Source organism: Amycolatopsis sp. NPDC059235, from assembly GCF_042754125.1.
In the GTDB taxonomy this organism is placed as follows: domain Bacteria; phylum Actinomycetota; class Actinomycetes; order Mycobacteriales; family Pseudonocardiaceae; genus Amycolatopsis; species Amycolatopsis albidoflava.
Map to the genome: position 1 here is coordinate 127,239 of NZ_JBHZAG010000012.1, position 25,157 is coordinate 152,395.

General features: G+C 68.9%; 27 protein-coding genes. 10 read left to right on the forward strand and 17 right to left on the reverse strand.

The window, feature by feature from the left end:
- The first annotated feature begins 56 nt into the window (after positions 1-56).
- Entirely contained in the window at positions 57-656 is a 600-nt protein-coding gene (locus tag ACFXI3_RS11515) for a PQQ-binding-like beta-propeller repeat protein (RefSeq protein WP_378399462.1), read from the forward strand.
- Positions 657-930: 274 nt separating this feature from the next.
- Positions 931-1,350 (forward strand): pyridoxamine 5'-phosphate oxidase family protein, encoded by a 420-nt coding sequence (locus tag ACFXI3_RS11520; RefSeq protein ID WP_378399463.1) that lies wholly within the window; start codon positions 931-933, stop codon positions 1,348-1,350.
- A 51-nt stretch (positions 1,351-1,401) separates the two neighbouring features.
- Here ACFXI3_RS11520 and purQ read toward each other — a convergent pair whose 3' ends face one another.
- The gene (gene purQ, locus ACFXI3_RS11525) at positions 1,402-2,079 is read right to left on the reverse strand and encodes a phosphoribosylformylglycinamidine synthase subunit PurQ (RefSeq protein WP_344266281.1); all 678 of its coding nucleotides are present in this window, start codon (positions 2,077-2,079) and stop codon (positions 1,402-1,404) included.
- Positions 2,076-2,315, reverse strand: coding sequence for a phosphoribosylformylglycinamidine synthase subunit PurS (gene purS, locus ACFXI3_RS11530; RefSeq protein WP_037808692.1), 240 nt, complete (start codon positions 2,313-2,315; stop codon positions 2,076-2,078). The genes purQ and purS overlap by 4 nt, the downstream gene beginning before the upstream one ends.
- Before the next feature lie 93 nt (positions 2,316-2,408).
- Here purS and ACFXI3_RS11535 point away from each other — a divergent pair, with 93 nt between their 5' ends.
- The 3 genes from ACFXI3_RS11535 (at position 2,409) to ACFXI3_RS11545 (ending at position 5,777) form a co-directional block, all read left to right on the forward strand.
- On the forward strand, positions 2,409-3,305 hold the full coding sequence (locus tag ACFXI3_RS11535) for a hypothetical protein (RefSeq protein WP_378399464.1): 897 nt from the start codon (positions 2,409-2,411) through the stop codon (positions 3,303-3,305).
- A gap of 82 nt (positions 3,306-3,387) precedes the next feature.
- On the forward strand, positions 3,388-4,968 hold the full coding sequence (locus tag ACFXI3_RS11540; RefSeq protein WP_378399465.1) for a GMC family oxidoreductase: 1,581 nt from the start codon (positions 3,388-3,390) through the stop codon (positions 4,966-4,968).
- Positions 4,965-5,777, forward strand: a complete 813-nt coding sequence (locus ACFXI3_RS11545; RefSeq protein WP_378399466.1) for a methyltransferase domain-containing protein — start codon at positions 4,965-4,967, stop codon at positions 5,775-5,777. Before ACFXI3_RS11540 ends, ACFXI3_RS11545 begins: the two co-directional genes overlap by 4 nt.
- Here the strand turns inward: ACFXI3_RS11545 and ACFXI3_RS11550 are convergent.
- On the reverse strand, positions 5,774-7,087 hold the full coding sequence (locus ACFXI3_RS11550) for a glycosyltransferase 87 family protein (protein ID WP_378399467.1): 1,314 nt from the start codon (positions 7,085-7,087) through the stop codon (positions 5,774-5,776). The two genes, ACFXI3_RS11545 and ACFXI3_RS11550, sit on opposite strands and share 4 nt — an antisense overlap.
- The gene (locus ACFXI3_RS11555; protein ID WP_378399468.1) at positions 6,990-7,724 is read right to left on the reverse strand and encodes a MarR family transcriptional regulator; all 735 of its coding nucleotides are present in this window, start codon (positions 7,722-7,724) and stop codon (positions 6,990-6,992) included. Before ACFXI3_RS11555 ends, ACFXI3_RS11550 begins: the two co-directional genes overlap by 98 nt.
- A gap of 208 nt (positions 7,725-7,932) precedes the next feature.
- On the opposite strand from ACFXI3_RS11555, the gene ACFXI3_RS11560 reads away from it, so the two are divergent.
- Positions 7,933-10,050, forward strand: a complete 2,118-nt coding sequence (locus ACFXI3_RS11560) for a DPP IV N-terminal domain-containing protein (protein ID WP_378399469.1) — start codon at positions 7,933-7,935, stop codon at positions 10,048-10,050.
- A gap of 53 nt (positions 10,051-10,103) precedes the next feature.
- On the forward strand, positions 10,104-10,445 hold the full coding sequence (locus ACFXI3_RS11565) for a hypothetical protein (protein WP_378399470.1): 342 nt from the start codon (positions 10,104-10,106) through the stop codon (positions 10,443-10,445).
- Positions 10,446-10,471: 26 nt separating this feature from the next.
- Here the strand turns inward: ACFXI3_RS11565 and ACFXI3_RS11570 are convergent, their stop codons facing one another.
- Both ACFXI3_RS11570 and ACFXI3_RS11575 read right to left on the reverse strand, forming a co-directional pair.
- Complete coding sequence (locus tag ACFXI3_RS11570) at positions 10,472-11,641, reverse strand: lactate 2-monooxygenase (protein ID WP_378399471.1); 1,170 nt, start codon at positions 11,639-11,641, stop codon at positions 10,472-10,474.
- Between the two features lie 9 nt (positions 11,642-11,650).
- The gene (locus tag ACFXI3_RS11575; RefSeq protein ID WP_378399472.1) at positions 11,651-13,147 is read right to left on the reverse strand and encodes an aldehyde dehydrogenase family protein; all 1,497 of its coding nucleotides are present in this window, start codon (positions 13,145-13,147) and stop codon (positions 11,651-11,653) included.
- Positions 13,148-13,348: 201 nt separating this feature from the next.
- On the opposite strand from ACFXI3_RS11575, the gene ACFXI3_RS11580 reads away from it, so the two are divergent.
- Entirely contained in the window at positions 13,349-13,984 is a 636-nt protein-coding gene (locus ACFXI3_RS11580; RefSeq protein WP_344266316.1) for an MBL fold metallo-hydrolase, read from the forward strand.
- Between the two features lie 2 nt (positions 13,985-13,986).
- On the opposite strand, the gene ACFXI3_RS11585 is transcribed toward ACFXI3_RS11580, so the two are convergent.
- The 6 genes from ACFXI3_RS11585 to ACFXI3_RS11610 form a co-directional block, all read right to left on the reverse strand.
- Positions 13,987-14,685 carry a DUF2334 domain-containing protein gene (locus ACFXI3_RS11585; protein WP_344266319.1) on the reverse strand — a complete coding sequence of 233 codons (699 nt, stop codon included), beginning with the start codon at positions 14,683-14,685 and terminating at the stop codon, positions 13,987-13,989.
- Between the two features lie 100 nt (positions 14,686-14,785).
- The gene (locus tag ACFXI3_RS11590; RefSeq protein WP_378399473.1) at positions 14,786-15,649 is read right to left on the reverse strand and encodes a class I SAM-dependent methyltransferase; all 864 of its coding nucleotides are present in this window, start codon (positions 15,647-15,649) and stop codon (positions 14,786-14,788) included.
- A gap of 153 nt (positions 15,650-15,802) precedes the next feature.
- Entirely contained in the window at positions 15,803-16,333 is a 531-nt protein-coding gene (locus tag ACFXI3_RS11595) for an NADPH-dependent FMN reductase (protein WP_378399474.1), read from the reverse strand.
- An 832-nt stretch (positions 16,334-17,165) separates the two neighbouring features.
- Positions 17,166-18,002: a patatin-like phospholipase family protein gene (locus ACFXI3_RS11600; protein WP_378399475.1), complete on the reverse strand. Its 837-nt coding sequence runs from the start codon at positions 18,000-18,002 to the stop codon at positions 17,166-17,168.
- A gap of 30 nt (positions 18,003-18,032) precedes the next feature.
- On the reverse strand, positions 18,033-18,854 hold the full coding sequence (locus ACFXI3_RS11605) for a helix-turn-helix domain-containing protein (protein ID WP_378399476.1): 822 nt from the start codon (positions 18,852-18,854) through the stop codon (positions 18,033-18,035).
- Positions 18,855-18,926: 72 nt separating this feature from the next.
- A complete protein-coding gene (locus tag ACFXI3_RS11610) occupies positions 18,927-19,808 on the reverse strand; it encodes a phosphoribosylaminoimidazolesuccinocarboxamide synthase (protein ID WP_344266334.1) in 882 nt (293 codons plus the stop codon).
- Between the two features lie 47 nt (positions 19,809-19,855).
- Here ACFXI3_RS11610 and ACFXI3_RS11615 point away from each other — a divergent pair, with 47 nt between their 5' ends.
- Entirely contained in the window at positions 19,856-20,650 is a 795-nt protein-coding gene (locus ACFXI3_RS11615; protein ID WP_344266337.1) for an SAM-dependent chlorinase/fluorinase, read from the forward strand.
- Here the strand turns inward: ACFXI3_RS11615 and ACFXI3_RS11620 are convergent.
- Positions 20,533-21,420, reverse strand: a complete 888-nt coding sequence (locus ACFXI3_RS11620; protein WP_378399477.1) for an MOSC domain-containing protein — start codon at positions 21,418-21,420, stop codon at positions 20,533-20,535. The two genes, ACFXI3_RS11615 and ACFXI3_RS11620, sit on opposite strands and share 118 nt — an antisense overlap.
- Before the next feature lie 84 nt (positions 21,421-21,504).
- Here ACFXI3_RS11620 and ACFXI3_RS11625 point away from each other — a divergent pair, with 84 nt between their 5' ends.
- Positions 21,505-22,026: an NUDIX domain-containing protein gene (locus ACFXI3_RS11625; RefSeq protein ID WP_378399478.1), complete on the forward strand. Its 522-nt coding sequence runs from the start codon at positions 21,505-21,507 to the stop codon at positions 22,024-22,026.
- Here ACFXI3_RS11625 and ACFXI3_RS11630 read toward each other — a convergent pair.
- The 4 genes from ACFXI3_RS11630 to ACFXI3_RS11645 are packed head-to-tail and all read right to left on the reverse strand — an operon-like array spanning position 21,986 to position 25,053.
- The gene (locus tag ACFXI3_RS11630; RefSeq protein WP_344266341.1) at positions 21,986-22,726 is read right to left on the reverse strand and encodes an amino acid ABC transporter ATP-binding protein; all 741 of its coding nucleotides are present in this window, start codon (positions 22,724-22,726) and stop codon (positions 21,986-21,988) included. The genes ACFXI3_RS11625 and ACFXI3_RS11630 overlap by 41 nt on opposite strands.
- The gene (locus ACFXI3_RS11635; protein WP_354746060.1) at positions 22,723-23,463 is read right to left on the reverse strand and encodes an amino acid ABC transporter permease; all 741 of its coding nucleotides are present in this window, start codon (positions 23,461-23,463) and stop codon (positions 22,723-22,725) included. Before ACFXI3_RS11635 ends, ACFXI3_RS11630 begins: the two co-directional genes overlap by 4 nt.
- Before the next feature lie 4 nt (positions 23,464-23,467).
- Positions 23,468-24,229 (reverse strand): ABC transporter substrate-binding protein, encoded by a 762-nt coding sequence (locus ACFXI3_RS11640; RefSeq protein ID WP_378399479.1) that lies wholly within the window; start codon positions 24,227-24,229, stop codon positions 23,468-23,470.
- A 20-nt stretch (positions 24,230-24,249) separates the two neighbouring features.
- Entirely contained in the window at positions 24,250-25,053 is an 804-nt protein-coding gene (locus tag ACFXI3_RS11645) for a substrate-binding periplasmic protein (protein ID WP_378399480.1), read from the reverse strand.
- Positions 25,054-25,157: the final 104 nt, after the last annotated feature.

The following is a 25,157-nucleotide window of genomic DNA, read 5'->3' on the forward strand; positions in this document are numbered from 1 at the left end:
GGCGCGGTGAAAGCCGCATCGCCGTCGGCTATGGGGATCTCTGCTCGAGCGCGGCCGTGCTGGATGTCAAGGCGGGAAAGCTGCTGTGGCAGCGGGCGATGCCCATCACCTCGTCGGGAAGCCCGTCCGAGGCGAAACTCGACGAGCACGCAGTGCTGGAGATCGTCGGCGGTTCGGTCGTTGTCGTGCACTACCAACAGCTGCTCGGGCTGGACGTGGCCACCGGCGCCGTCCGCTGGTCCGAGGTCACGCCACCGACCGACGAGAAGGTGTACTCGAACTGCATCCCGTCGGACGGGATGCGGCGGAGCGTGGACTTCGTACTGCTGTCCCACTGCAGCGCCAAGGACTCCGGCGACGACGGATTCGGCTACAGCCTGAGCGGAGTCTCCAACGGCACGTCACATCGACGTTCGCGAGCGCTCGTCACGGGCACCACGATGATCGCGTTGACAAGCCCGCAGAAGCCCAACCGTCTCGCCGCGTTCGACCTCCGCACCGGCGCCAAACGCTGGGAAGCCCCGGCACCCGGCGGCGGCATTGTCGCGGCACCGCTCGCGGTGGAGGGCGGGCAGGTGATCGCCGTGGTCTCCGCTGGCCAGACGGGGCCGTTTTCGGAGTCCGCGGGATCTACAGCGGGCAGTCCACGGCACTGATATTCCGGCTCGGCTGAACGCCGTGCTCGAAAGCCGCACGGTGATCGCGATCGCGCACCGACTCCACACGGCCGCGGCGGCGAGCTAAGCGGAATGCCTGCTGGGGATTCGGCGTTGGCTCCAGACGGAACCATGCCGGCGGGATCGCGCCGGTGTCTGGGTGAGCGACGTGCTCGGCCCCCGGGCCGAGTGCGTCGCTCACCCAGACACCGGCTTGAAGGCGATCCCGCACGCCTCGGCGAAGCCGAGGCAGACAACACGGGGGTGACGCCGGATGGCGGTCATGACGGTGGACGAACGAGAGAAATTCCTCGCGGAGAAGCGGGTGGGCGTGCTGTCGATCGGCCGGGACGGCGCGGCCCCGCTCGCGGTGCCGGTTTGGTACGACTACGAGCCCGGCGGCGAATTGCTGATCTGGATGGACCGCGGGTCGGCGAAGGACCGGGCGATCGAGGCTTCCGGCAAGCTGAGCCTCACGGTGCAGCAGGAAACCCAGCCGTACAAGTACGTCACGGTGTCGGGTCCGGTCGTGGACCGGTCCGCGCCGCCGACCGAGGAGCAGGCGCTCGCTATCGCCTCGCGGTACGCGCCCGAGGCCGAGGCGCGGCAGTTCGTCGCGGGCTCGCTCAAGGAGACCTCGGTGCTGGTGCGGGTGCGCACCGAACGCTGGCTCTCCAGCGACCACAGCAAGTAACGCGAAAAGGGGCCCCGGGAAAGTTTCCCAGGGCCCCTTTTTCAGTGCTGATCAGGCCTTCACGAGCGCGTCGACCGCGCTGTAGAACATGCCGAGGCCGTCGTCGGACGGGCCGGTGAGCGCGTCGATCGCGTGCTCCGGGTGCGGCATGAGACCGACCACGCGGCCGTTCTCGCTGGTGACGCCCGCGATGTCGTTGCGGGAGCCGTTCGGGTTGCCGCCGACGTAGCGGAACGCCACCCGGCCCTCCGCCTCCAGCATGTCCACAGTGGACTGCTCGGCGACGTAGCAGCCGTCGTTGTTCTTGAGCGGAATCAGGATTTCCGCGCCTGCCTCGTAGCGCGAGGTCCACGCGGTGGCGTTGTTGTCCACGCGCAGCCACTGGTCGCGGCACACGAAGTGCAGACCGACGTTGCGGATCATCGCGCCGGGCAGCAGGCCTGCCTCGCACAGGATCTGGAAGCCGTTGCAGATGCCGAGCACCGGCATGCCCTTGTGCGCGGCGTCGATGACCGAGGTCATCACCGGCGCGTAGCGGGCGATCACGCCGGCGCGCAGGTAGTCGCCGTAGGAGAAGCCGCCCGGGACGACGACCGCGTCGACGCCCTTCAGGTCGTCGTCGGCGTGCCAGAGCGAAACGGCTTCGGCGTCGGCGTAGCGGACCGCGCGGGCGGCGTCGCCGTCGTCGAGCGTGCCGGGGAAGGTGATGACGCCGATGCGGGCGCTCACGCCTCGACCCGCCGGATCGTCCACTGCTCGATCACCGGGTTGGCGAGGAAGCCCTCGGCCATCTTGGCCAGCGTCTCGTCATCGACGTCGTCGTCGACCTCGAGTTCGAAGTGCCGCCCCTGGCGCACGTCGGCGACCCCGGAGAAGCCCAGCCGCGGCAGCGCGCGCGCCACCGCCTGGCCCTGCGGGTCGAGGATCTCGGGTTTGGGCATGACGTCGACAACGACTCGAGCCACGGCTGGCTGCTCCTTATTTCTGCAGGTCGTGGGTGCGGTTGAAGCGTACTTCACTAGCCTGACCGGCAGACAGACCGGTATCGAGGGGGAGACATGAACCACCCGCCGCAAGGCCCGTACCCGCAGCAGGGTCCTTATCCGCCGCGCGGGCCGCGGCAGGGCCAGTTCCAGCAGCCGTACCCGCAGCAGGGTCAGCCGCAGTTCGGGCCGCCTTTCGGCCGGCATCCGCAGCCGCCGAAGAAGTCGAAGGCCGGGCTGTGGATCTCGCTCGGCGCGGCGGTCGTGGTGCTCGGCGGCGCGGTCGCCTTCACCGGCTGGGTCACGCCGGGGTTCTTCAAGGAGAAGCTCGACACGACGTCGCGGGGGACGCCGGAGCAAGCGGCCCAGTCGGTCGCGAACTCGATCACCGAGCAGACCGGGCTGGACCAGCTGTGGTGCAAGATCCGGTCGAAGCGGTCCTACACCGCCGACGAGTTCTTCCGGAGCGCGAAGAGCGAGGCGAAGATCAGCAATCCGGTGCATCCGACCGGCCAGCAGGAGCGCGCGGCCACGATCACCGCGGGCGAGATCGCCTACGGCATCGCGCTCATCCCCGACGGCGAAGGCTGGTGCGTGCGCGACGCCAAGTCCGGCGGCGAACCGGCCGCGCTGGCCAGCCTGTCGACGGACCCGAAGCCGCGACCGTCCGTGAAGGACGGCACGGATGCCGCGACGAAGTTCATCGACGCGGTCAACGCGCGCGACATCCCGGCGGCGCTGTCGGTCATGTGCCGCGACGCGCCGGACACCACTCGCAACGGCACCCAGCAGTGGATCTACGGGGAAACGAAGCTGACCGTGCGCAAGACGGACGTGCTGCGGACCGCGGGGCGGACCATCGTGCACCTCGACACCAAGGTCGACGGCGCCACCGGCGTCGGCCGGGTGGAGACCGACGACCACGCGGTCGACGGCGCGTGCGTCACCTCGTTCGATGCCACTTCTGACTGATCGGTTTTCCGGAGACTTGCGCGTAGCGTGACCTGCGCCATGATGTGTCGTTGACAGGGTGTCAACACCACCGGGAGGCAGCGTGCCAGAGCAGGACTCCTTCGACTACGTGATCGTCGGCGCGGGCAGCGCGGGCTGCGTGCTGGCGAACCGGCTGAGCGAGGACCCGTCCGCGCGGGTGCTCCTGCTCGAGGCGGGCGGCGAGGACACCGCGGACGAGGTCCGGATCCCGGCGGCGTTCGCGTCGCTGTTCAAGACGAAGTGGGACTGGAACTACGAGACCGTCGAGCAGAAGCACACCGGCAAGACGGCGTACTGGCCGCGCGGCCGGCTGCTCGGCGGGTGCTCGTCGATCAACGCGATGATCTACATCCGCGGCAACCGCGCCGACTACGACGGCTGGCGCGATGCGCACGGAGCCACCGGCTGGGGCTGGGAGGACGTGCTGCCGTACTTCAAGCGCGCCGAGGGCAACCAGCGCCTCGGCGGTCCGCTGCACGGCACGGACGGCCCGCTGCACGTCGAGGACCGGCGGTTCACCCACGAGCTGTCGCACGCGTGGGTGGACAGCGCCGTTTCGTGGGGGCTCAAGCACACCGACGACTTCAACGGCGAATCGCAGGAGGGGGCCGGGCTCTACCAGGTCACCTGCAAACGCGGCCGTCGCTGGTCCACCGCGGACGCTTACCTGCGGCCCGCTTTGTCGCGGCCGAATCTCACCGTGCGAACGAACGCGCAGGTCACGAACGTGGTCTTCGAGGGCACCCGCGCGGTTGGTGTGTCCTATTCGGACAAAGGCGTGCCGACGACCGTCCGGGCAGAGGCTGAAGTGCTGCTGTCCGGCGGCGCGATCAACTCGCCGCAGCTGCTGATGCTGTCCGGGGTCGGACCGGCCGAACATCTGCGCGAACTGGGCATCGACGTGGTCGCCGCGCTGCCCGGCGTCGGCGACAACCTGCACGATCACCCGGCGGTCGGCGTGATCTGGTCGACGAAGGGCACCACCGACATCGCGGACTCCGCGACGCCCGCCGGGCTGGTGCGCTACCAGCTGACCAAACGCGGGCCGCTCGCGTCGAACATCGGCGAGGCGGGCGCGTTCTACTCGACCCGCGACGGGCTCGACGCGCCGGACATGCAGATCCACGTGGCCCCGACGTTGTTCTACGACAACGGAATGCGCGAACCGACCTGCCCTGGTTTCACGTCGGCGGCCACGCTGGTCGACGTCGCGAGCCGCGGCAGGCTCCGGCTGAAGTCGGCGAATCCGTTGTGGAAGCCGGAAATCGACCCGGCTTACTACGCGGAGTCGATCGACCTGGAGTCGATCAAGTCGGCGCTGCGGTCGCTGATCGAGATCGGCCGGTCGGGGCCGCTGGCGAAATTCCTGGACCGGCCGTTCCTTCCGGCGACGCACGAGCTGTCGGACGAGGCGCTGACCGAGCACGTCCGGGAGAACACGCAGACGCTGTACCACCCGGTCGGCACCTGTGCGATGGGCAGCGGCGAGCACTCGGTGGTGGATCCGGAGCTGAAGGTGCGCGGGGTTTCGGGACTGCGGGTGGTGGACGCTTCGGTGATGCCGGTGGTGCCGCGCGGGAACACCAACGCGCCGACGATCATGGTGGCAGAGAAGGCGGCTGATCTGATCCGGGCTCGATGACCGCTCTCTCGAACTGGCGGGATCTCCTTGCCGCCTGGGCGATTCCGGACGCCGTGCACCCTCCGGAATCGCCGTGGGTCCTTCCCCGCGAGGTGTTCCTGCGGCGGGCCGATCGGCAGATCGCCGAGCCGATCGGGGCGACGCACCGGTTGGCCGCCGAGTCGTTGCAGGAGCCGGGCACGGTGCTCGACGTCGGCGCGGCGGCCGGGGCGGCGAGTCTGTCCCTGGCCGGCCGGTCGAACGTCACCGCGGTGACGGCGGTGGACACCGACGACATGTTGCTGGCCGCGTTCGCCGAGCGGGCGGCGGGCGTGGAGCACCGGCTGTTGTCCGGAAGGTGGCCCGAGCTGGCCGCGGAAGCTGGTGTGGCGGATGTCGTGGTGTGCGGGAACGTGGTTTACAACGTTCCTGACCTCGCCCCGTTCGCCACGGCGCTCACTGCGGCGGCGCGGCGGCGGGTGGTGGTCGAGACGGCCGCGCGGCATCCGTTGACCGAGCTTAACCCGTTGTGGCAACGGTTTCACGGCATCGGAAGGCCGGCGGGACCGACCGTCGAGGACTGTCTCGCAGCGCTCGCGGAAGTGGGGATCGAACCGGAAGTCGTGGTGTGGCAACGGCCGCCAGAGCCGGAGTACGCGGAGTTCTCGACCATGGTGGACGTGACTCGGCGGCGGTTGTGCTTGCCCCGCGACGCGGCCGGGGAGGTCAAGCGGGCGTTGCTGGAACTGGGCGTAGACCCGGAAATGCCACCAGACCTCGGGTCTTCCGGCCGGGATCTGGTGACGCTGGCGTGGCCCGGCTCCGCCTAACGGGCGCGTTCCAGGGCGGGAACCCGGGCGAGTTGCAGCGAGAACAGTTGCCCGGCAAGGAAACCCAGCCCGAGGATGAGGTAGGAGTCGCCGACCAGGTGCTGCCACGGGGTCCACGCGAGTTCTTGCATTCCGCTCGACGGCACGAAAGTGTGCGGCGCGGCGATGAAGACCGCGACCCCCGCGACCAGCATCGCGACGGTGCCGGGCGTGCGGACCCGCGCAGCGAGAATGAGCGCGGCGGGCACGATCCACACCCAGTGGTGCGACCAGGAAATCGGCGACAGGACGAGCACGGCTGTCGCGTTGACGACGAAGGCGAGCGGTCCGTCGACGCGCCGCATGACGAGCACAGCGGCGATCAGAACGAACGCGGACAGGCTCAGCCACAGCAGGTCGTGCGTGCGCGGCAGCAGGGCGAGCCGGTTGAGGGCGCCTTCGATGGTCTGGTTGGTCGCGTAGGGAGAACCACTGAATCCGTCGGCGTTGGTGAGGCCGCCGCCGAAGAAGTACTCAGCGGACGCGCGCGGTGCGACCAGAAAACCGGCCAGCGTGGCTGCGGCACCGGTGAAAAGGGCGTTTCGGGCGGCGCGGAAATCCTTGGTGAGCAAGAAGAAGAGCAGGAAGCCCGCGGGCGTGACCTTGATCGCGGCGGCGATCCCGACCAGCACGCCGCGTGGCCAGCGTTGGTTGGGCGCAAGGCAATCGACCACGACCAGTGCCATCAGAACGAGATTGATCTGTCCAAAAGAGAGCGTCGAGCGCACCGGTTCGAAGGCGAGCGCGGCGCCGGCCAGCGCAGATGCGGTTACCGCGGCAGTACGGCGGTTCCAGCCCTGCCGCAGGCGGCGGACCACGGCGTACAGCGCGGCCCAGAGCGACACGACCGAGATGAAATCGAGCACAAAGGACGCGACGGACAGCGGCGGAAGTGCCAAGGCAGAGAAGAGAATCGCGGCGAACGGCGGGTAAATGAAGGGCAGCATGGACCCTGCCGTGGTGGTGGGGAGGGCCCCGTAAAGGTCGCCACCGTGAAGGACGGCGTCCGCGCCGAAGCGATAGACCTGCAGGTCAACCGGATTGAAGCGGCTGAGGGCGGCGGCTGCGCCCACGGCGATCGCTGTCAGGCTGACGACGAGCAACGAGACTGAGAGCCGCCCAGCTTTTTCCTGCAACCACATACGGCGGCCATTGTAACTTCGGCTCTGGCGATCAGCTGAACGGTTGCGAATGTTCTTCGCGGTAGGCGTGCAGGATGTCGCGCGCTTCCTCGGCAGAACGGCGGATGCTGTCCGCGACGACGTCGACAAAGCGCGCGATGCCCTCCAGCCGGACAGCCGCCTGCGTGTCCGGACCCAGCACCTCGACGCCGCGCCGCGCGGTTTCGGCGAGGCGGAGGTTGGCGCGGACGGTGGTCATGATCGATTCGTAGAAGACGTCGTCGTCGACCAGGTAGCGCTCGCGGCGGCCCTCGTCGCGTTCCCGGCGGACTAAGCCCTGGTGTTCGAGGAACGCGATCGCCTTCGACACCGACGCGGGGCTGACCTGCAGCCGCCGGACGAGCTCAGCGGCGGTGAGCCCGCCGGAATCGGTGGTGTAGAGCGCGACCAGCAGCCGCGCGGTCATCTTCGGCAGCCCGGCGTCGGTGAAGACGGTGGCGAACGACTCCTCGTACTCGCGCACCTTCTCGGCGTCGCGTCCGCCCTCCGCCGGGGCCGGGCGAGCGCGACGGGCGGTCGACTGCCTGCTCCGGTGGGCGCGATGTTCAGTGGCGTGCTGGGCGAGGTCGGCGCGGTAGCCGGCCGGGCCGCCGTTGCGCAGCACCTCGCGCGTGACCGTCGAGGTGGGCCGGTCGAGCCCGCGCGCGATCTCCGCGTACGCGAGACCGTCGGCGAGCCCGAGCGCGATCTGGTGCCGTTCCTGCCGGGTGAGCCTGCCGCCGGACATCGCGACCTCCTTCGTTCCTGGCCGACGATAGCTTTGATCTTACCTTCATTGCAACAGACCCATTGCGTTGACCTTAGCACTCGTTGCAACGATACACCGCGATTTACCTGCATAGATACGCTCGAAACGCAACAGTCAGGCTGACAAAATCCTGAAACGCAACGTAGCGTTTCGCAAGTCAGAAACAACTGGGGGAAGGAACCCGAGCGTGACCGCCACCGAGAACTACCGCACCGCCGAACTGCTCCTGCGCCGCCCCGCCCGCCCCGGCGAGCTGGTCGTCGGCGACCGCGTCCGTCCACAGTGGATCGACGGCGGCACGCGGTTCTGGTACGCCGTGAACCACGGAGACAGCAAGCAGTTCTTCCTCGTCGACCCGGCCGCGGGCACCCGCACCCCGGACTTCGACCCGACAACGCTGCCCGCCGCGGCGCCTCCAGGCGCCCCGCTGGACGTGCCCTCGCCGGACGGCAAGGTCGCGGTGTCCCAGCGCGGCGCTGATCTCTGGGCCGTGTCCGGCACCCGCGAATGGCCGCTGACCAGCGACGGCGCGCCCGGCTACCAATACGGGACCAACCCGGAAAGCCTCGGCAACGGCACTCTGCTGCGCAAGTTCGGGTTGCCGCATCTGCCGCCCGCAGTGGCGTGGTCGCCGGATTCGACCAAGGTGCTGACTCACCAGACCGACGAGCGAGAGGTCCGCGAGACGCACCTGCTCGAAGCCCGGCCCGCCGACGGCAGCGCGCCGACGCTGCACACCCAGCGCTACCCGTACACCGGCGACGAGCACATGGCGCTGGCCGAACTGGTGGTGCTGGACGTCGCCACCGGCACGATGGTCCGCGCGCAGGCCGAACCGCTGCTCACGCCGATGATGTCGCCGGTGATGGCCAAGTGGGCGTGGTGGGCGGCGGACGGTTCGGCGGTGTACTTCCTGCGCCAGCCGCGCGACCGGCACACCCTCAGCCTGCACCGGATGGACCCGTCGACCGGCGAGGTCACCACGGTGCTCAGCGAAACCGGGCCGACCCGCGTCGAGCCCAACCAGTGGCTGTACGAACCGCCGATCGTCCGCGTGCTGGAGAACGAGGTGCTGTGGTACTCGCAGCGCGACGGCTGGGGTCACTTGTACCGCTACGACCTGCGCACCGGCGAGCTGCTGAACCAGGTCACGTCCGGCGAATGGGCGGTGCGGCAGATTCTGGGCGTCGAAGCGGAGACGGTGTACTTCGTCGCGTCCGGGCTGGTCGCGGAGGATCCGTACCGGCGGACGGTGTGCCGGATCGGCTTGGACGGCAGCGGATTCGCCAAGGTGACCGACGATTCCCTGGACCACGTTGTCACCATGCCGGACAGCATGGCGTACTTCGTCGACTCGGCGTCCACTGTGGACACTCCGCCGGTGACGACGGTCCGCGACTGGTCTGGTCGCGTGCTGGTCGAGCTGGAGCGGGCGGACATCACGAAGCTCGCCGCGACCGGTTGGACGCCGCCGGAACCGTTCTGCGTCAAGGCGGCCGACGGGGTCACCGACATCTACGGCGTGCTCTACCGGCCGCACGGCTTCGATCCGGAGAAGACATATCCGGTCGTGGACAACATCTATCCCGGCCCGCAGGTCACCCGGACCTCGCCGTCGTTCGACCCGGGCGGCATGGGCCTGGACGCGGAACCCCTTGCCGCACTGGGCTTTGTGGTGCTCGCGGTGGACGGACGCGGTACGCCGGGCCGGAGCAAGGCGTTCCACGACGCGTCTTACGGCAAGCTCGCCGACGCGGGCAGCCTCGACGACCACCTCGCGGCCATGCGGCAGCTCGCCGAGACGCGGCCGTGGATGGATCTCGACCGGGTGGGCGCGTTCGGGCATTCCGGCGGCGGATTCGCGACTGTGCGGGCGATGCTGGACTACCCCGAAGTCTACCGGGTCGGCGTCGCGTTGTCCGGTTCGCACGACGCGCAGCACTTCAGCCTGGACTTCGTGGAGGCCTACGACGGCGCGGACAACCCGCGGGCGTGGGCGGCGTCGTCCAATGTGGAGATCGCGGATCGGCTGGCGGGCAAGCTGTTGCTCGTGCACGGCGAGATGGACGACCGCGTGCATCCGGACAACACGCTGCGGCTGGCGGATCGGCTGATCGCGGCGAACAAGGACTTCGAGCTGCTCATCGTGCCCGGCGCCGAGCACGTGTTCATCGACTGCCTGTCCTATGTTCGCGCCCGCGGCTGGGATTTCCTGGTGCGCGAGCTGATGGGCGAGCAGCCGCCGGCGTACCGGCCCGCTCCGATCGTGCTCGACCCGGAGCTGCTCAGCGAGCTGTTCGCCTGACGGTTTGTCGACATTGCCCGTTTTTGTCGGACCCGGTCGCTACGGTTCCAGTCATGAGCACTTCCCTCTACTACGACGCGAGCCGGGCGACCGCGCTCACGCCGGCCGAGACCACCGCGATCGAGCGCATCGTCACCGCCCACCAGTCGGCTTTCCCCTATCAGGACGAGGAATCCCTCTTCCTGTACGAGGAAGGCGGCAGTGAGCCGGACGCGATCGTGGCCGGGTCCACCAAAATGCCGTTCGATCTCGACCGGGTAATACCGGTGCTCGGACAGGTGCTGGGCTCGGTGACCGAACTGCGCCGCGCGATTCCGGACGCGGAGTGGCGGGTGCAACTGGACGATTTCGAGATCCCGTGGGACGAGCACGAGGGGTACTTCCTTCCCTCGTGACGCGGGCGGGTCGGCCAGGCGCTGTTTCAGGCCTGGCCGACCCGCCGCAGCGCCTCGCGGGTGAGGTCCGTAAGGGTCGGATAGCCGTCGACAGCCATGATCAAGTCAGCTTCAGCGAGCAAGGTACGCAGCACATGGACAACGCCGTCCTCACCAGCCAACGACAAGCCCCAGGCATACGGGCGGCCGACGCCTACCGCGGTCGCGCCCAAGGCCAGCGCCTTCACCACGTCGGCTCCGGAGCGAACGCCGGAGTCGAACAGGACTGGCGTGCCGCCGGAGGCATCGACCACCTCGGCCAGGCAGTCCAGCGCCGGGAGACCGCCGTTGGCCTGCCGTCCGCCGTGGTTCGAGCAGTAGATCCCGTCGACCCCGCCGTCGATGGCGCGGCGGGCGTCGTCGGGATGCTGGATGCCTTTCACCAGCAACGGAAGCTTCGTCAGCGACCGCAGCCAGGGCAGGTCCTCCCAGGTGAGCGGATTGCCGAAAAGCTGTGCCCACAGCCCGACGGCGGCCGCCGGGTCGTCCTCCGGGGCCTTGCCGAGCCGTTTCCGGAAGACCGGGTCGGTGAAGTAGTTGGCCAGGCAATGCCCGCGCAGCTGCGGGAAGTTCGCCGTCGACAGGTCACGCGGACGCCATCCGGTCACCCAGGTGTCGAGTGTGACGACGATGCCGCGGAAACCCGCCGCCTCGGCCCGCTGCACGAGCGAGGCGGCGAGGTCGCGATCGGTCGGCGTGTAGAGCTGGAAGAAGCCCGGAGTGTCGCCCAGTTCCGGGACGAGTGTCTCGATCGGGTCGACGCTCAGCGTCGAAGCGACCATCGGCACGCCCGTTCGCGCGCTGGCTCGCGCGGTCGCGAGATCGCCGTGACCGTCCTGCGCGCACAGGCCGATCACCCCGACCGGAGCCAGGAACAGCGGCGACGGCAGCGTCATCCCGAACAGGTCCACCGACAGGTCGCGTTCGTTCGCGCCGACGAACATCCGCGGGACCAGGCCCCAGCGCTCGAATGCCTCGACGTTCCCGCGCTGGGTCCGCTCGTCGCCCGCCCCGCCGGCCACATAGGACAGCACGGACGGCGGAAGCGCTTGTGCCGCACGCGCTTCCAGTTCCGCGTACGACATCGGCAGGTCCGGGACGCGGCCGGACAGCCCGGCGAAGTAGATCTCGAGCTGGAAATCGCCGAAGCCGGGCAACAGTTCTCCTCAGCGCTTGCCGTGCAGGACGGTGACCAGCTTGGCGACCAGCGCGTCCGTGGATTCCTTGCGGGAGAAGGACGTGAGCGTGAGCGGCGCGGTGAAGCGCTGCCGGGCCACGGCCTTCGGGCGGGCGAACTCGCGCAGCCCCTCCGGGCCGTGGATCCGGCCGAACCCGGAATCGCCGACGCCGCCGAAGGGCAGCGACGCGATGCCGGCGAACGACAGCGGCGCGTTCACCGAGGTCATGCCCGCGCGCAGCCGCGACGCCAGCTCGGCACCGCGCGCCCGCGAGAACACCGTGGAACCGAGGCCGTACTTGGTGGCGTTGGCCTTCTCGATCGCCTCGTCCATGTCGCGGACCCGGGCGATGGTGACCGTCGGGCCGAACGTCTCCTCGCGCACCGCCTCGGAGTCCTCCGGGACGTCGACCAGCACGGTCGGCTGCACATAACGGTCGCCGACGCTCTCCACGCCGCCGACCAGCGCCTTTCCGCCGCGTTTCAGGGCGTCTTCGATGTGGCTGCGGATCACCGAGAGCTGCGAGGGCATGGTGATCGGCCCGTACTGCGCGTCCTCGTCGGAACCTGCGCGCACGTTCTTCGCCTTCTCCACCACCCGCGCGACGAACTCGTCGGCCACGCGTTCGTGCACGTAGACGCGCTCGACGCCGATGCAGGTCTGGCCGGAGTTGGAGAACGCGCCCCAGACGGTGGCGTCCGCCGCCGCTTCGAGGTCCGCGTCCGTGTCGACCAGCAGCGCGTCCTTGCCTCCCGCCTCGATCACCACCGGGGTCAGCGTGTTCGCGGCGGCGGCCATGATCTTCTTGCCGGTGGCCGCGGAGCCGGTGAAGGCGATCTTGTCCACGCCGGAGCCGACCAGCGCGGCCCCGGTCTCGCCGAAACCGGTGATCAGCTGCAGCACCGGCTGCTCGGGCACGATCTCGGCGAACGCGTCGACCAGCCATTTCCCGACGCCGGGGGTGTACTCGCTGGGCTTGAACACGACGGCGTTGCCCGCGGCCAGCGCGTACGCGATGGAACCGAGCGGGGTGAACACCGGGTAGTTCCACGGCCCGATCACGCCGACGACGCCGAGCGGGAGGTATTCGACGGTCGCGGCCTGGTTGGCCATCAGGAGGCCGGAGGAGCGGCGGTGCTTGCCGAGCACCTTGCGAGCGTTCTTCGCCGCCCACGCGATGTGCTCGATCGCCAGCACGCTCTCGAGCTGGGCATCCGCGACCGGTTTGCCGGTTTCGTCGCGCACGACCTGGCACAGCTGCGGGAGCCGCCGGGTGAGCACGCCCTTCCAGCGCTGCAGCCGCTCCGCACGACCGGCGAAACCGAGGCCGTCCCACCAGCGCGCGGCCGCCCTTGCCCGCTCGACGGCGGCGCCGACCTCGTCGGCCGTGTGCACCGGATAGGTCCCGACGACCTCGTCGGTGGCCGGGCTGAGCGAATCGAACGTCTCGCCGACGGGCGTCGGCTTCGGCTGGACCGCGGTCATCGGCGTTCTCCCCGTCTCGGTGAACCCCCAGGCTACGAGGTTGCTGACACTCTGCCAACAGTTGCCCGGGCTTCCCGCCAGCATGTCATCCGGGAGCGGGCGCGGAAAGTCCTCCGACCGGGAGTCCTCGCTGGACGCCCTCGTGGACCGGGCCGGAAAGCGTAGGGTTGAACCGACCGATCTTGGTAAGGAGAAACCCTGATGCGCATCGTCCATTTCGGACATTCCTGCGTACTGCTCGAGACCGCCGCGGAGCGGATTCTGCTCGACCCGGGCACGTTCTCCACCGGCTTCGAGGCCGAGCGCGAACTGTCCGCGGTGCTGATCACCCACCAGCACTTCGACCATCTCGACGTCGAACGGCTGCCCGGGCTGCTCAAGGCGAACCCGGACGCGAAGCTGATCGTCGACCCCGGTTCGGCCGAGGCGATCGAGAAGCTGCACCTGGAGTTCGAGGTCGCCAAGCCCGGCGACGCGTTCGAGTTCGGCGGCACCTCGGTGTCGGTCGTCGGCGGCGAGCACGCGGTGATCCACGCCGACATCCCGGTGATCCCGAACATCGGCTACCTCGTCGACCACGGCGCGTTCTACCACCCGGGCGATTCGTTCTTCGTGCCCGAGCAGAAGGTCGACGTGCTCGGCCTGCCCACCGGGGCGCCCTGGCTGAAGGCCGGCGAAGCGGTGGACTTCCTGCGTGCGGTCGCGCCGCGCCGCTCGGTGCCGATCCACGAGGCGGTGCTGGCCAACCCGGCGATGCATTACGGGCTGTTCCAGAACCTCGCCCCGGAGGGCACCGACGTGAAGGTGCTGGAACGAGGCGTCGCGACGGAGGTGTAGGCCTAGGCGGGCGCGGTGTGGCGCAGGGAGCCGTAGGTGCTCCCGAAGGCCCGGTTTTCGAGGGCGACGTCCACCGCGTCCAGCAACGCCTGCCGCAAGCCGGGGCGGCTGAGGTCAGCGGCGTCAATGCCAAGCCGCACCAGCCCGCCTCGGCGCGCGGCCCGGGCGGAGGCCAGCACGAGCGCGAAGCAGCGGACAGTCTCCGTACGGTGCGACTGACTCGTGAAGTCCTGCACCCGCGCGCGCCGGATCTCGCCGGACACCAGGTCCCGGACGGCGTTCTGGTCGGCACACAGCGCGAAGCCGTGCTCGCGCAACGCCTGAACAGTGCCGGTCGACGCGAGCCAACGCGGCGGCGCGAAGCCGTCGACAGTCACGCCGGTTGCGTCGAGAGCCGCCTTCGCAGCGATGAGCCTGAGCCGCGCTTCGTGCGCCGGGAGCACGGCGAACTCGGCCTTGCGACCGAGGTGCACGGCGCGATGCGTCGGCGGAATGCGGTGGTCGTAGCCGTTGAGCAGCACCGAGTCTCCCGCCGCCGCGCGCGTACGGACCCAGGCCGTGACCGGCCCGTCCTCCGTGCGCGCGACATGCAGAATCGACAGCGGAACATGCCGACGTTCGAGTTCGGCCGCCAGATGCGCACAACGGTGCAGCGTGCGCGTGGTGACCCCGGACAGCGAGACCAGCAGGCGAGCATCCACGCCACCATTGCGCCGCAGCCGTGTGGCGACTGCCTGACCGCACCGTGAACTGCGAGTGAGACTTACGCGGCGGACAGTCACCGCCGGGTATGCGCGCTGCTCAGGCCTCGGTTTTCCGACAGTGCCAGATAAGCATCGACGGAACATCCTTCGCTGCCGCAGCCAGCGCGTCCGGCACCAGCCCGTTGAGCGACCAGGGCCAGAGATCCCACGGCCCACCACCGGGAACCTGCTGCGGTTTGGTCGGCGTGGGCGTCGGCTCCTGGCAACTCACCGGCGCGAGACCCGCGGCGAAAAACGCGCGCAGATAGTCGCCGACCCGGTGGTGATAGGTGCGCACCCGAGCCGGAGCACCGTCGGCCGTGCGCACCGAGGGAATCGATCCGCGCTGGACCTGCTCGGGATGCACGTCGGAGAGCACGAGGTGCCCGCCCGGCGCGAGAACCCGCGCGAACTCGGCGATCACCGGCGTCAGGTCCGGCACGTGCGACAACGCGAGACCGCAGAGCACCAGATCCTGCGAACCGTCGTCGACCGGGAGTTCGTGCAGGTCAGCGACGAGCGTCGAGTCGGCCTTCGCGTGGCTGAGCATCTCGGGAGAACCATCGACGGCGACGACGTGGTGACCGCGTTCGACCAGGAGACGGGTGAGACGTCCGGTGCCGCAGGCGGCGTCGAGCGCGCGACCGGGTGGGATGGTGTCGAGGATCGTCGCGAGGTAGGGCTCGTCGGCGAAGGCAGCGTTCTCGCCGGAGTCGTACGCGGCGGCCCAGCGGGCGTAACCGTCCCGCGGGCCGAGCTGAGTTACCTCGACGCCTTCGGCCAGGCCTTCGTCGGCCAGCAATGCGCGGATTTCCGCAAGGCGCGCTTCGACGAACTCACGATCGTGCTCGCCGGTGAACGCGCGGAGCAACGCGGTTCCTTGGATGCCGACGAGGTAGGCGAGGGGATGCTCGTAGCTCACCCTCGCGGACGTTAACCGGGCAAATGCCGCAGGGCCACCGATTTTCGCTTTCGCCCTGGTCTGTGCGGCGGCAGAAATCCACCCCTCGCCTCGGGGAAATGCCCGGCTCACCGCCGTGGTGACCGGGCAGTTTTCACGGCTGGGCTCAGCAGTTCACGGATTGCCCGGTTTGGCCGCCTCCACGAGCCGCCGCACCGCGACCGCGACCCGCCCACGCAGGTCGGGATCGATGAGGGCGCCGTTCTCGACAGCCTGGCGAGGAATGGGAATCCGCGCACAAGCGTCGTCGACGATGCGGGTGCCCGCGTAGGTGAGCGTCTTGCGGAGGGACTCGTGCGCGTCCGCACCCCCGGTCGGCGCGGCGACCGAAGACGCGTTGATCCACGCGACAGGTTTGCCGTACATCTCGCCGCCGCCGATGGTCCAGTCGAGGAGGTTCTTGAACGAACCCGGCAAGCCGCCGGCGTACTCCGGGGTGCAGAACATGACGCCGTCCGCCGCCCCGATCTCCGCCCGCAACGCCGAAACCTCGTCCGGCAACGGATCCCGATCCCGATCAGGGTTGAAGTGCGGCAACCCGTCGAGCCCACCGTACACAGTGGACGGAGCAAACCCAGCCGCGGTCGCGATCACAGCCGCGTTGACCGAACCGGCCCGCAGACTGCCGCTGATGAGCAGAATCACGAGCCCAGTGTGCCAGCGCGGACGGCACCGCGGGGTCTCCTTTTCGGCGGGCACCTAACGTTCACCCGCTGCGAGCGCGATTACCGCACGCCCTGCCGCCACTCTGGCACCGGCCGCCTCGACAGTTCGCAAGAGAACGGCTCGGTGGCACGGGATTTTCCCCGTGGCGGCTGGGGGTTCTGGCAGCCGCGCTTCCTCATGGCGGGTGGAGACGGAGACCAGGTCGCCGAGATCGAGGATGGACCGGCTTTGCGGCGCGCCAAGCTGCACCGAGGCTTGGCGGCAGACGGTTGGTGACGGATGGATTCCAGCTAAGGGCAGGTGCCGCCGGAGCCACGACCGCGACCAGACCCGCTCCGGAGCAGTCACACGATCTGCCAGATCACAGCCAACCCGCACCAGGACAGCCGCCGCAAGCCACCAAACCGCCGCCAACCCGCACCAGAACTGCCGCACCCTGCCTCTCGACAGCCGAACACAGGTACCGCAGCAACCCGCGAATCACCAGCCGAGAGACCGCTCCTGACCAGGCGGAGGGCCTGCCGGACGAGGGACCAGCCACGAGACCGCACCCGAACAAGCCGAAGACCCGCCAGCCGACAGACCAGCCACGACACCCCTCCCGAACAAGCGGAGGGCCTGCCGGACGAGGGACCAGCCACGAGACCGCACCCGAACAAGCGGACGGACTGCCAGCCGAGAGACCAGCCGCGACACCCCACCCGAACAAGCCGAAGGCCCGCCAGCCGACAGACCAGCCGCGAGACCGCTCCCGACCAGGCGGAGGGCCAGGCGAGAGATCAGCCGCGAGCCGTCGCGCGGTGTGCCTGCCTCACTGCCACACCACTCCTCCCCGTTGTCCCTGCGCCAGCCCGGCCGTCGCGGCCGCGGTGCGAGTTTCTGGGTCCAGTGGGTTCGGGCCGATTGCCGCGACCGAAGCCTCGTCCGGTTCGAGCACCGCTACCTTCGCGCCTGCTTCGCGGAGATCCGCCAGCACCTGCTCGAACGGGCGCTCCGTCGGAAAAGCCTCCGCCGCGCCCATCGGAACCACCACCGTCACCTGAGCGAAACCTGTTGCATAGTCGGCATTCGCGGACGAACGGACGCCACCGTCGACATACCGCCTGCCGTTGATCGGCACCACCGGCCAGATGCCGGGCACCGCGCAGCTTGCCTCGACCGCGGCGACCAGCGGGACTCCGGACGCACGGTCGAACACCACCGGTTCACCGGTTTCCGCTTCCACCGCAACGATTTTCACCGCACGCTCGGGCCAATCGTGGGACGGCAGGCGGGATTCGATCACCGCGCGCCGCCGCGGTTGCGGTACGGTTTCCGCGGCCAGGGCGTATTTTCCCATCTTCCGGCGGATTTCCGCCGCGGTGCCGCCTTCGGCCAGCACCGCGGCGAACTCCTCGCCGAACTTTTCCGGGTTGAACTCGGCCGCGATCTCCGCCGCTTGCCGGGCCGGATCCGCCTGCCGCGCGTACAACCGCGGCAACGGCAATCCGCTGCCCAGCTGCGCCGCCACCGCCGCGCCCGCCGACGTGCCGATCAGCACGTCGGCTCCGGTCACGTCCTGGCCTGCTTCCGCGAGCCCGGCCAGCAATCCGGTCGTCCACGCGATCCCGGCGACGCCACCGCCGCCCAACACCAAAGCTCGGCTCATGCCGCTCCTTTCACCGGTGTCCACTCTGCCCTAGGGCACCGACAATTTCCGAAGCGCCGACTCCAGCAGGGCATCCGTCTCGGGGCTCGGCAAAGCCAGCTCCAGCAACGTTTCCGCCACCTCGCGGTATTTCGCCACCCGCGCCGGGCTCGAACTGCTCGCGCTCTCGCGCAGCAACCGCTCGTGGACGATCGACGGCAGGTCCGCGAAATCGAAAATCGTGAACGCCCTGCCCAGATCGGGATGCCGGTCCGCCGGGACCACTCGCACCTCGACCTTTCCTTCCGCCAGCCGCTCGCGCAGGTGCCGCAGCTGCTCCGCCATCGCCTCCGCGCCGCCGATCCTCTTGTGCAGCGCCGTTTCCCCCAGCACCAGCACACACCGCGCGCCCGAATCGAGCACCGCTCGCCGCTCCAGCCTCTCGGCTACCCGCGCGTCCACCTCGTCCGCGACAGCGCCCGAGGCTCCCGACAGCAGCGCTCGCGCGTACCCGCTCGTCTGCAACAACGGCGGCACCACCTCCGGCTCCCAGCCGAACACCGCGTCCGCCGTGCGCTCCCACTCCAGGTACGGCTCTTCTCCGCCGCTGTCTATCCAGTCCTGCTCTCGCGCTCCTCGCGCCATCTCCACTATTCGCCTGCGGTCCGGCCCGATCACCCTGCAGTGCGCCAGTACCGCTCCGATGTCCTCCGGCTTCGGCAGCCGCAGTCCTCGTTCCCAATTCGTCACGAAACCAGGCGTCATCCCCAGCAACCGGGCCAACTCTCTTACGCCCAGTCTTCTTCTCTCCCGCGCCGCGCGTAACTCCAGGCCCAATGCCCTCGCGCGCGGTGTTGCGTACGGTGTGGTCATGGTTGCAGTGTGTCAGGGGGTGCCGACAGTTTTCGGGGTTCTCTCCCCTGGGGCCTTCGCTCTCCCCCTGTCCTACAGCCACTCCTCCAGCGACAACCCCGTCATCCTCTCGTACGCCTCCACGTACCTTCCCCTCGTCGCCTCCACCACTTCCCCCGGCAACGGCGGCGGCTGCACGTTCGACGCCCTGTCCCAGCCCGACTCCGGCCCCGTCAGCCAATTGCGCACGTACTGCTTGTCGAACGACGGCTGCACCCTTCCCGGCTCGTACCCCTCCGCCGGCCAGTACCGCGACGAATCCGGCGTCAGCACTTCGTCCGCCAGCACCAGCGCGCCCGTCTCGTCCACCCCGAACTCGAACTTCGTGTCCGCCAGCAGGATTCCGCGCTTCGCCGCCACTTCCGCGCCACGGCGGTACACCGCGAGCGTCGCCTCGCGTAGCTCCTCCGCGCGCTTCGCACCGATAGTCGCGACCACTGCGTCGAACGAAACGTTCTCGTCGTGCTCGCCGAACGCCGCCTTCGTCGCGGGCGTGAAGATCGGCGACGGCAGCTTCGAGGCCTCCACGAGACCTTCGGGCAACTCGACGCCGCACACTGCGCCCGTACGCTGGTAGTCCGAGTAGCCGGACCCCGTGAGGTACCCGCGCGCGACGGCTTCCACCGGAAGCATGTCGAGACGGCGTACGAGCAGCGCGCGTCCGCGTACCTCCGCGGGGATGCGCGGGTCGTCGTACGCGACAAGGTGGTTCGGGATCAGGTCCGACAACTGCTCGAACCAGAACACGCTCATCGCCGTGAGCACGCGGCCCTTGTCGGGGATGGGCGTGTCCAGGATGAAGTCGTAGGCGGAGATGCGGTCCGAGGTGACCAGCAGCAGGTGGTCGTCTCCGACCGCGTACAGGTCCCGGACTTTTCCAGCGGCGATCTTCGGGTAATCGGCGAGCGTCGTCACCGCTGCACCCTAACCCGACGGCCGTCACTACGAGGATGATGCAGGTCATGGCCTACCGCTGGATTTCGTTCACCTCCGACTACGGGCTGCACGACGGCTTCGTGGCGGCCTGCCACGGGGTCATCGCCGGCATCGCGCCCGACGTACGCGTTCTCGACGTCACTCACCTCGTACCGCCGCAGCAGGTGCGCTCAGGCGCGGCAGTGCTCGCGCAGACCGTGCCGTCGCTGCCTAAAGCCGTGCACCTCGCTGTCGTCGACCCAGGCGTCGGTACGGAGCGTCGCGGCATCGTGGTGGTCGCGACGCACGGCATCTTGGTCGGCCCGGACAACGGTCTGCTGCTGCCCGCCGCAGAGGCGCTAGGCGGCGTGTACGCGGCGTACGTGATCGATGTGCGCACGCCGACGTCCGCGACCTTTCACGGCCGAGACATCTTCGCCCCGACAGCCGCGCGGCTCGCGATGGGCGCACACCCCGGTTCCTTCGGACCCGCCATCCGCGACTTGGTGCGATTGCCGGAACCGCTGGTCGCCGCGTTCCCGGGCAAGCTCGTCTCGGACGTGCTGACCGTCGACCACTTCGGCAACGTCCAGCTTGCCGCCACCCCCGCTGACCTCGATCTAACCGGGTTGACCGGTGAGGTGACGGTGCACAGCGAGCACGTCGCGGTGTCCGCCGCGATCGGCCGTACCTTCGCCGACGTGCCCCGTGGCGCGAACCTCGTCTACACCGACTCGGCAGGCAAGCTGGCCGTCGCGGTCAACGGCGGCTCGGCGGCTTCGGTGCTGCGGATCGGACCTACCGAGGAATGCACCATCACCGCGTCGCCGACCGCCAGTTGACCGGGCCTGGTCACCGCCGCCTTCATGCCGAAGAGGACGCCGCCGTCGGGATCGCGGTGGTACGCCGCCAGCGAGCGAATCGGCTCCGGGCCGGAGCGCTTGCCGGTTTCCTGGTCGACCATCGGCACCGCGCAGCGCACGCACAGTTTCGCGTAGGCGAACTCGGCCCCGCCGGCTTCCATCCGCCGGACGGAGTCCTCGGCGTGCGGCTCCGCCCAGCCGCGGATCACGAGATTCGGCCGGAAGCGGTCCATCGGCACGGGTTCGGCTCCGCGCTCGGCGATGCGTTCGTTCAGGTGGTCCAAAGAGGACTCGGAGATCACGAGGATCGCGTGCCCGTCGGCGAACCCCGCGGTGCCGGCGGTCTCGCCGCTCGTCACTCGGTCGTGTTCGGGTGTGACGCCGAGGAGCACGGACGGCTGGCCGACGACGGTGGAGAACCACTCGGCGGCGTCGGCGCCCTGGTGAACGCCTTCGCCGGTCCAGTTGAAGGTGGCCGCGGGGTGCCGCTGACCGTCCTTCTGGACTTCGATGGTCAGGTCTTCGATGCCGGGTGCGGACAGGGCGAGGCGGGTGCCGTCGTCGAGAACGCGGGGCCGGACGGCGGCCATGATCGGGAAGCGGCGCTGGCTGCGGAAGTCGCCGTCGGGGGCGGTGACCATGAATTCACGATCGTGGGCGAGCCCGGCTGGGGTTACGGCGGCGGACTGGACTGTGGTGCCAGCGCAGCCTTTGACCGGGTAATACGTGAGCCGCGAGATCGTCCCCATGGGGTTCACGGTACCTGTTCGTCCGAAGGGGACCGGGGTGCACGATCCCGCACGGGACGGCGCGACGCCGGTATCGTGCGGCCCGTGGAGCTGCTGCCGTTCGACGAGTACGTGCGCTCGCTGCCGCGGAAGCGGATGTCGGCAGGCACCCTGCTCCGCGACGAAACCGGACGCGTCCTGCTCGTCGAGCCGTCCTATAAGGACAGTTGGGACATACCCGGCGGGGTGTGCGACGCGGGCGAGGCGCCGTGGCGCACGGCGCGCCGAGAACAGGCCGAGGAAATCGGGATCGATCGCCCGCTCGGTCCGCTGCTGGTCATCGACTACGCACCGGACGACGGCCGGATGCCCGAAGGGCTCGCGTTCATCTTCGACGGCGGACGAATCTCCGCCGAAGAAGCCGCCTGCCTCACCCTCACCGACCCGGAAATCCTGGCCGTCCACCTGCTGCCGATCGACGAGGCAGCTCAACGAGTAGCCCCGCCGCTGGCCCGCCGGCTCCGAGTTTCCTGGGAAGCCGCACGGACCGGCGAGCGGTTCGTCCTCTGCGAGGACGGCCGTCCACTCACAGCACCTGTGACAGGAACTGCTGCAATCGAGGACTAGCCGGTGCCTCGAACACCTGCTCCGGCGTCCCCTGCTCCACGATCCGTCCCGCGTCCATGAACGCGACCTCGTCGGCCACGCTCCGGGCGAATCCCATCTCGTGCGTCACCACGATCAACGTGAGACCCCGCGAAGCCAACCCAGCCATCAGGTCAAGGACGCCCTTCACCAACTCCGGGTCCAGCGCACTCGTGGCCTCGTCGAAGAGCATCACTTCCGGTTCCATCGCCAGCGCCCGGGCGATCGCCACCCGCTGTTGCTGGCCACCGGACAACGCGGCCGGGCGGTAGGGGGCCTTGTCCGCGAGGCCGACTTCCGCCAGGCGCGCCCGGGCGACCTCGGCGGCGTCCTCTTTGGACAGACCGCGCACGCTGCGCAGCGGGAGCACGATGTTGTCCAGCACGCTTCGATGCCCGAACAGGTTGAAGTGCTGGAACACCATCCCGACGCGCTGGCGCAGCGCGTCCGGATCCGAGGCGATGACGCTTTTCCCGTCCAGCAGCAGGTCGCCGCTATCGGGCTCCTGCAGGCGGTTTACGCAGCGCAGCAAGGTCGACTTTCCGGAACCGGACGGGCCGATCACGCACGTGGTGCTCCCGCTCGGCACCTTCAGGTTAACCCCGCGCAGGACCTCCAGCGTCCCGAATCGGACGTGGATGTCCTTCAGTTCCACCGAAGACGAACGAATCGCTGTACTCATACCGTCCCACCCGCGAGCATTTCGTTGCTCTCCGCGGTCACCTTGCGACCGGTCTGCAGCCGCTTGTCGATGTAGTTCACCAGGTGCGTCAGCGGAACCGTGATCACCAGGTAGACGACCCCGGCGGCCACCAGCGGCGACAAGTTGCCCGTGTTCGCCGCGAGGTCCTGGCCGATGCGGAACAGTTCCCGTTGCGAGGTAAGGAAACCGAGGAAGTACACCAGGGTCGAGTCCTTCACCAGTGCGATGAACTGGTTCACCAGCGCGGGCAGCACCCGCCGCACGCCCTGCGGGATCACCACCAGCAGCATCGCCTTGGAATAGCTCATGCCGAGCGCGCGGCTCGCCTCCAGCTGTCCCTTGTCGACGCTCTGAATGCCCGCCCGGAAGATCTCGCCGATGTAGGCGGCGGCGATCAGGCTCAGCGCGGCGATGCCCAGCGGGTACGGGTTGTTGCCCACCAAACCGCGAGCGAGCAGGCCGACGCCCTGTCCGATCACCAGGATCGTCAGGATCGCGGGCAGGCCACGGAAAATGTCCGTGTACACCCGCGCGGGCCAGCGCAGCCAGCGTTTGGTGGAAAGACCCATCACCGCGAGCACCATGCCGAGCAGGGTTCCGATGACAGCCGCCGCCACCGACAAGATCAGGGTGTTCAGCAGGCCGGTCTTGAGCAGGTCCGGGAAAACCTCCCAGATGTACTGCCAGTTCAGGAAAGTGTCGAAAAACTGATCCATCAGGCTACTTCGTCTTGAAGTCCGCGGGAACCGGAATGCTCGGCTCGAACTGCTGGTGCACCTTGGCCCAAGTACCGTCCGCGACGGCCTTCTTGATGCCGTCGTTCAGCTTGGCCAGCAGGTCGGTGTTGCCCTTGCGCACCGCGTACCCGTGCGGAATGTTGGTGGTGATCGCCTTCGTGACCTTCAGCGCGGGGTTCTTCGTCGCGTAGTCCTCCGCGGACACCTGGTCGAACACCGCGCCGTCGACCGCCGCGGAGTTCAGCGCGCTCAGCGCCGCCGCGTCGTTCGGGAACCGGACCGCCTGCGCCTTCGGCGCGTTCGAGGCCAGCCAAGTGTCCGACACCGTGCCCTGCACCACGCCGATCCGCTTGCCCGCCAACGAGTTCTCGTCGGTGATGCCCGCGGTCGCCTTCGCCTCGATGCCGAGCGACTGGTAGTTGTACGGATCGCTGAACGCCACCGTCTTCTTGCGCGCGTCCGTCTGCGCGATCGCCGAACTGCCGATGTCGAACCGGCCGTTCGCGACGCTGCCGAGCAGCGCCGAGAAATCGGTCGCTACGAATTCCAGCTTCAGGCCCTCTTTCGCGGCGACATCCTTCAGCAGCTCGTTGTCGAAGCCGGTGAATTGGCCGTTCTCCTGGTAGGCGTTGGGCCGCGAATCGCTCAGCGTGCCGACCCGCAGGGTCTCGCCGCCGTCGCCACCGCACGCGGTGAGACCGGCGACCAGTGCCGCCGTGAAGGCGGTGACGATCAGTTTTTTCATGCCACCAGTGTGCCCCGGCATCAGGAGTTCGCCACCGGGAGGCCCGGGCCGCCCTTCTCCAGCTCCTTCGCGACCGGAGCCTCCTTGAAGAACTGCGCGTGCAGCCGGGCCGCGGTGCCGTCGGCGATCGCCTTGGCCAAGCCGTCGTTGATCTTCTTCAGCAGTTCGGGGTTCGACTTGGCGACCGCGAAGGCGGACGGGGTGTCCTTGTCCGCGACGGTGTAGCCGAATTCGAGCGGGAGCGCCGGGTTCTGGTCGATGTACTTCTGGCCGATGTCCTTCGGCACGACCCAGCCGTCGAGACCGCCTGTCTTCAGCTGCGCGAAACCGGCGTTGTAGTCCGGGAACCGGACCACCTGCGCACCGGCGAGCTTGCCGGCGAACTCGTCCTGCACCGAACCCTGCACGACGCCGACCCGCTTGCCCGCGAACGAGTTCGCGGCGGGCAGCGCGGCGCCCTTCTTGCTGACGACGGTGGTGTAGCTGGTGTCGTAGCCGTTGCTGAACGCCACGGTCTTCTTGCGCGCGGCGGTCGCGGAGATCGTCGAGCTGCCGATGTCGAGCTGGCCGCCGGCGACCTTGGCGAGCAGGCCGGAGAACTCGGTGCCGACGAAGTCGACCTTGAAGCCCTCGCGCTTGGCGATGTCCCGGAGGAGTTCGTTGTCGTACCCGGTGAACTGGCCGTTCTCGAGGTAGATGCTGGGCGGCGCGTCGGTAAGGGTGCCGACGCGCAGGGTTTCCCCGGAAGCGTCCGAGGATCCGCACGCCGTAAGGCCCGCGGTGGCGGCGACAACGACGGCGAGCGTGCTGAGGATCTTTCTCATGACTTCTTCCTGAATATCCGGGGTGCGCAGGCAAGAAGCGGGGGGGCGCGGGGGGGGGGGCGGGGGGGGGCGGGGTGGGCACCAAAACGTAAAAAATACCCCCA

Coding starts and splice junctions, on each gene's coding strand:
- ACFXI3_RS11600 (WP_378399475.1), bottom strand. CDS start 18,002: ATGAGCCGAGCTTTGGTGTTGGGCGGCGGTGGCGTCGCCGGGATCGCG.
- ACFXI3_RS11565 (WP_378399470.1), top strand. CDS start 10,104: ATGAGCACTTCCCTCTACTACGACGCGAGCCGGGCGACCGCGCTCACG.
- ACFXI3_RS11605 (WP_378399476.1), bottom strand. CDS start 18,854: ATGACCACACCGTACGCAACACCGCGCGCGAGGGCATTGGGCCTGGAG.
- ACFXI3_RS11635 (WP_354746060.1), bottom strand. CDS start 23,463: ATGGATCAGTTTTTCGACACTTTCCTGAACTGGCAGTACATCTGGGAG.
- ACFXI3_RS11555 (WP_378399468.1), bottom strand. CDS start 7,724: ATGTCCGGCGGCAGGCTCACCCGGCAGGAACGGCACCAGATCGCGCTC.
- ACFXI3_RS11640 (WP_378399479.1), bottom strand. CDS start 24,229: ATGAAAAAACTGATCGTCACCGCCTTCACGGCGGCACTGGTCGCCGGT.
- ACFXI3_RS11615 (WP_344266337.1), top strand. CDS start 19,856: ATGGCCTACCGCTGGATTTCGTTCACCTCCGACTACGGGCTGCACGAC.
- ACFXI3_RS11535 (WP_378399464.1), top strand. CDS start 2,409: ATGAACCACCCGCCGCAAGGCCCGTACCCGCAGCAGGGTCCTTATCCG.
- ACFXI3_RS11545 (WP_378399466.1), top strand. CDS start 4,965: ATGACCGCTCTCTCGAACTGGCGGGATCTCCTTGCCGCCTGGGCGATT.
- ACFXI3_RS11620 (WP_378399477.1), bottom strand. CDS start 21,420: ATGGGGACGATCTCGCGGCTCACGTATTACCCGGTCAAAGGCTGCGCT.
- ACFXI3_RS11630 (WP_344266341.1), bottom strand. CDS start 22,726: ATGAGTACAGCGATTCGTTCGTCTTCGGTGGAACTGAAGGACATCCAC.
- ACFXI3_RS11580 (WP_344266316.1), top strand. CDS start 13,349: ATGCGCATCGTCCATTTCGGACATTCCTGCGTACTGCTCGAGACCGCC.
- ACFXI3_RS11520 (WP_378399463.1), top strand. CDS start 931: ATGGCGGTCATGACGGTGGACGAACGAGAGAAATTCCTCGCGGAGAAG.
- ACFXI3_RS11645 (WP_378399480.1), bottom strand. CDS start 25,053: ATGAGAAAGATCCTCAGCACGCTCGCCGTCGTTGTCGCCGCCACCGCG.
- ACFXI3_RS11575 (WP_378399472.1), bottom strand. CDS start 13,147: ATGACCGCGGTCCAGCCGAAGCCGACGCCCGTCGGCGAGACGTTCGAT.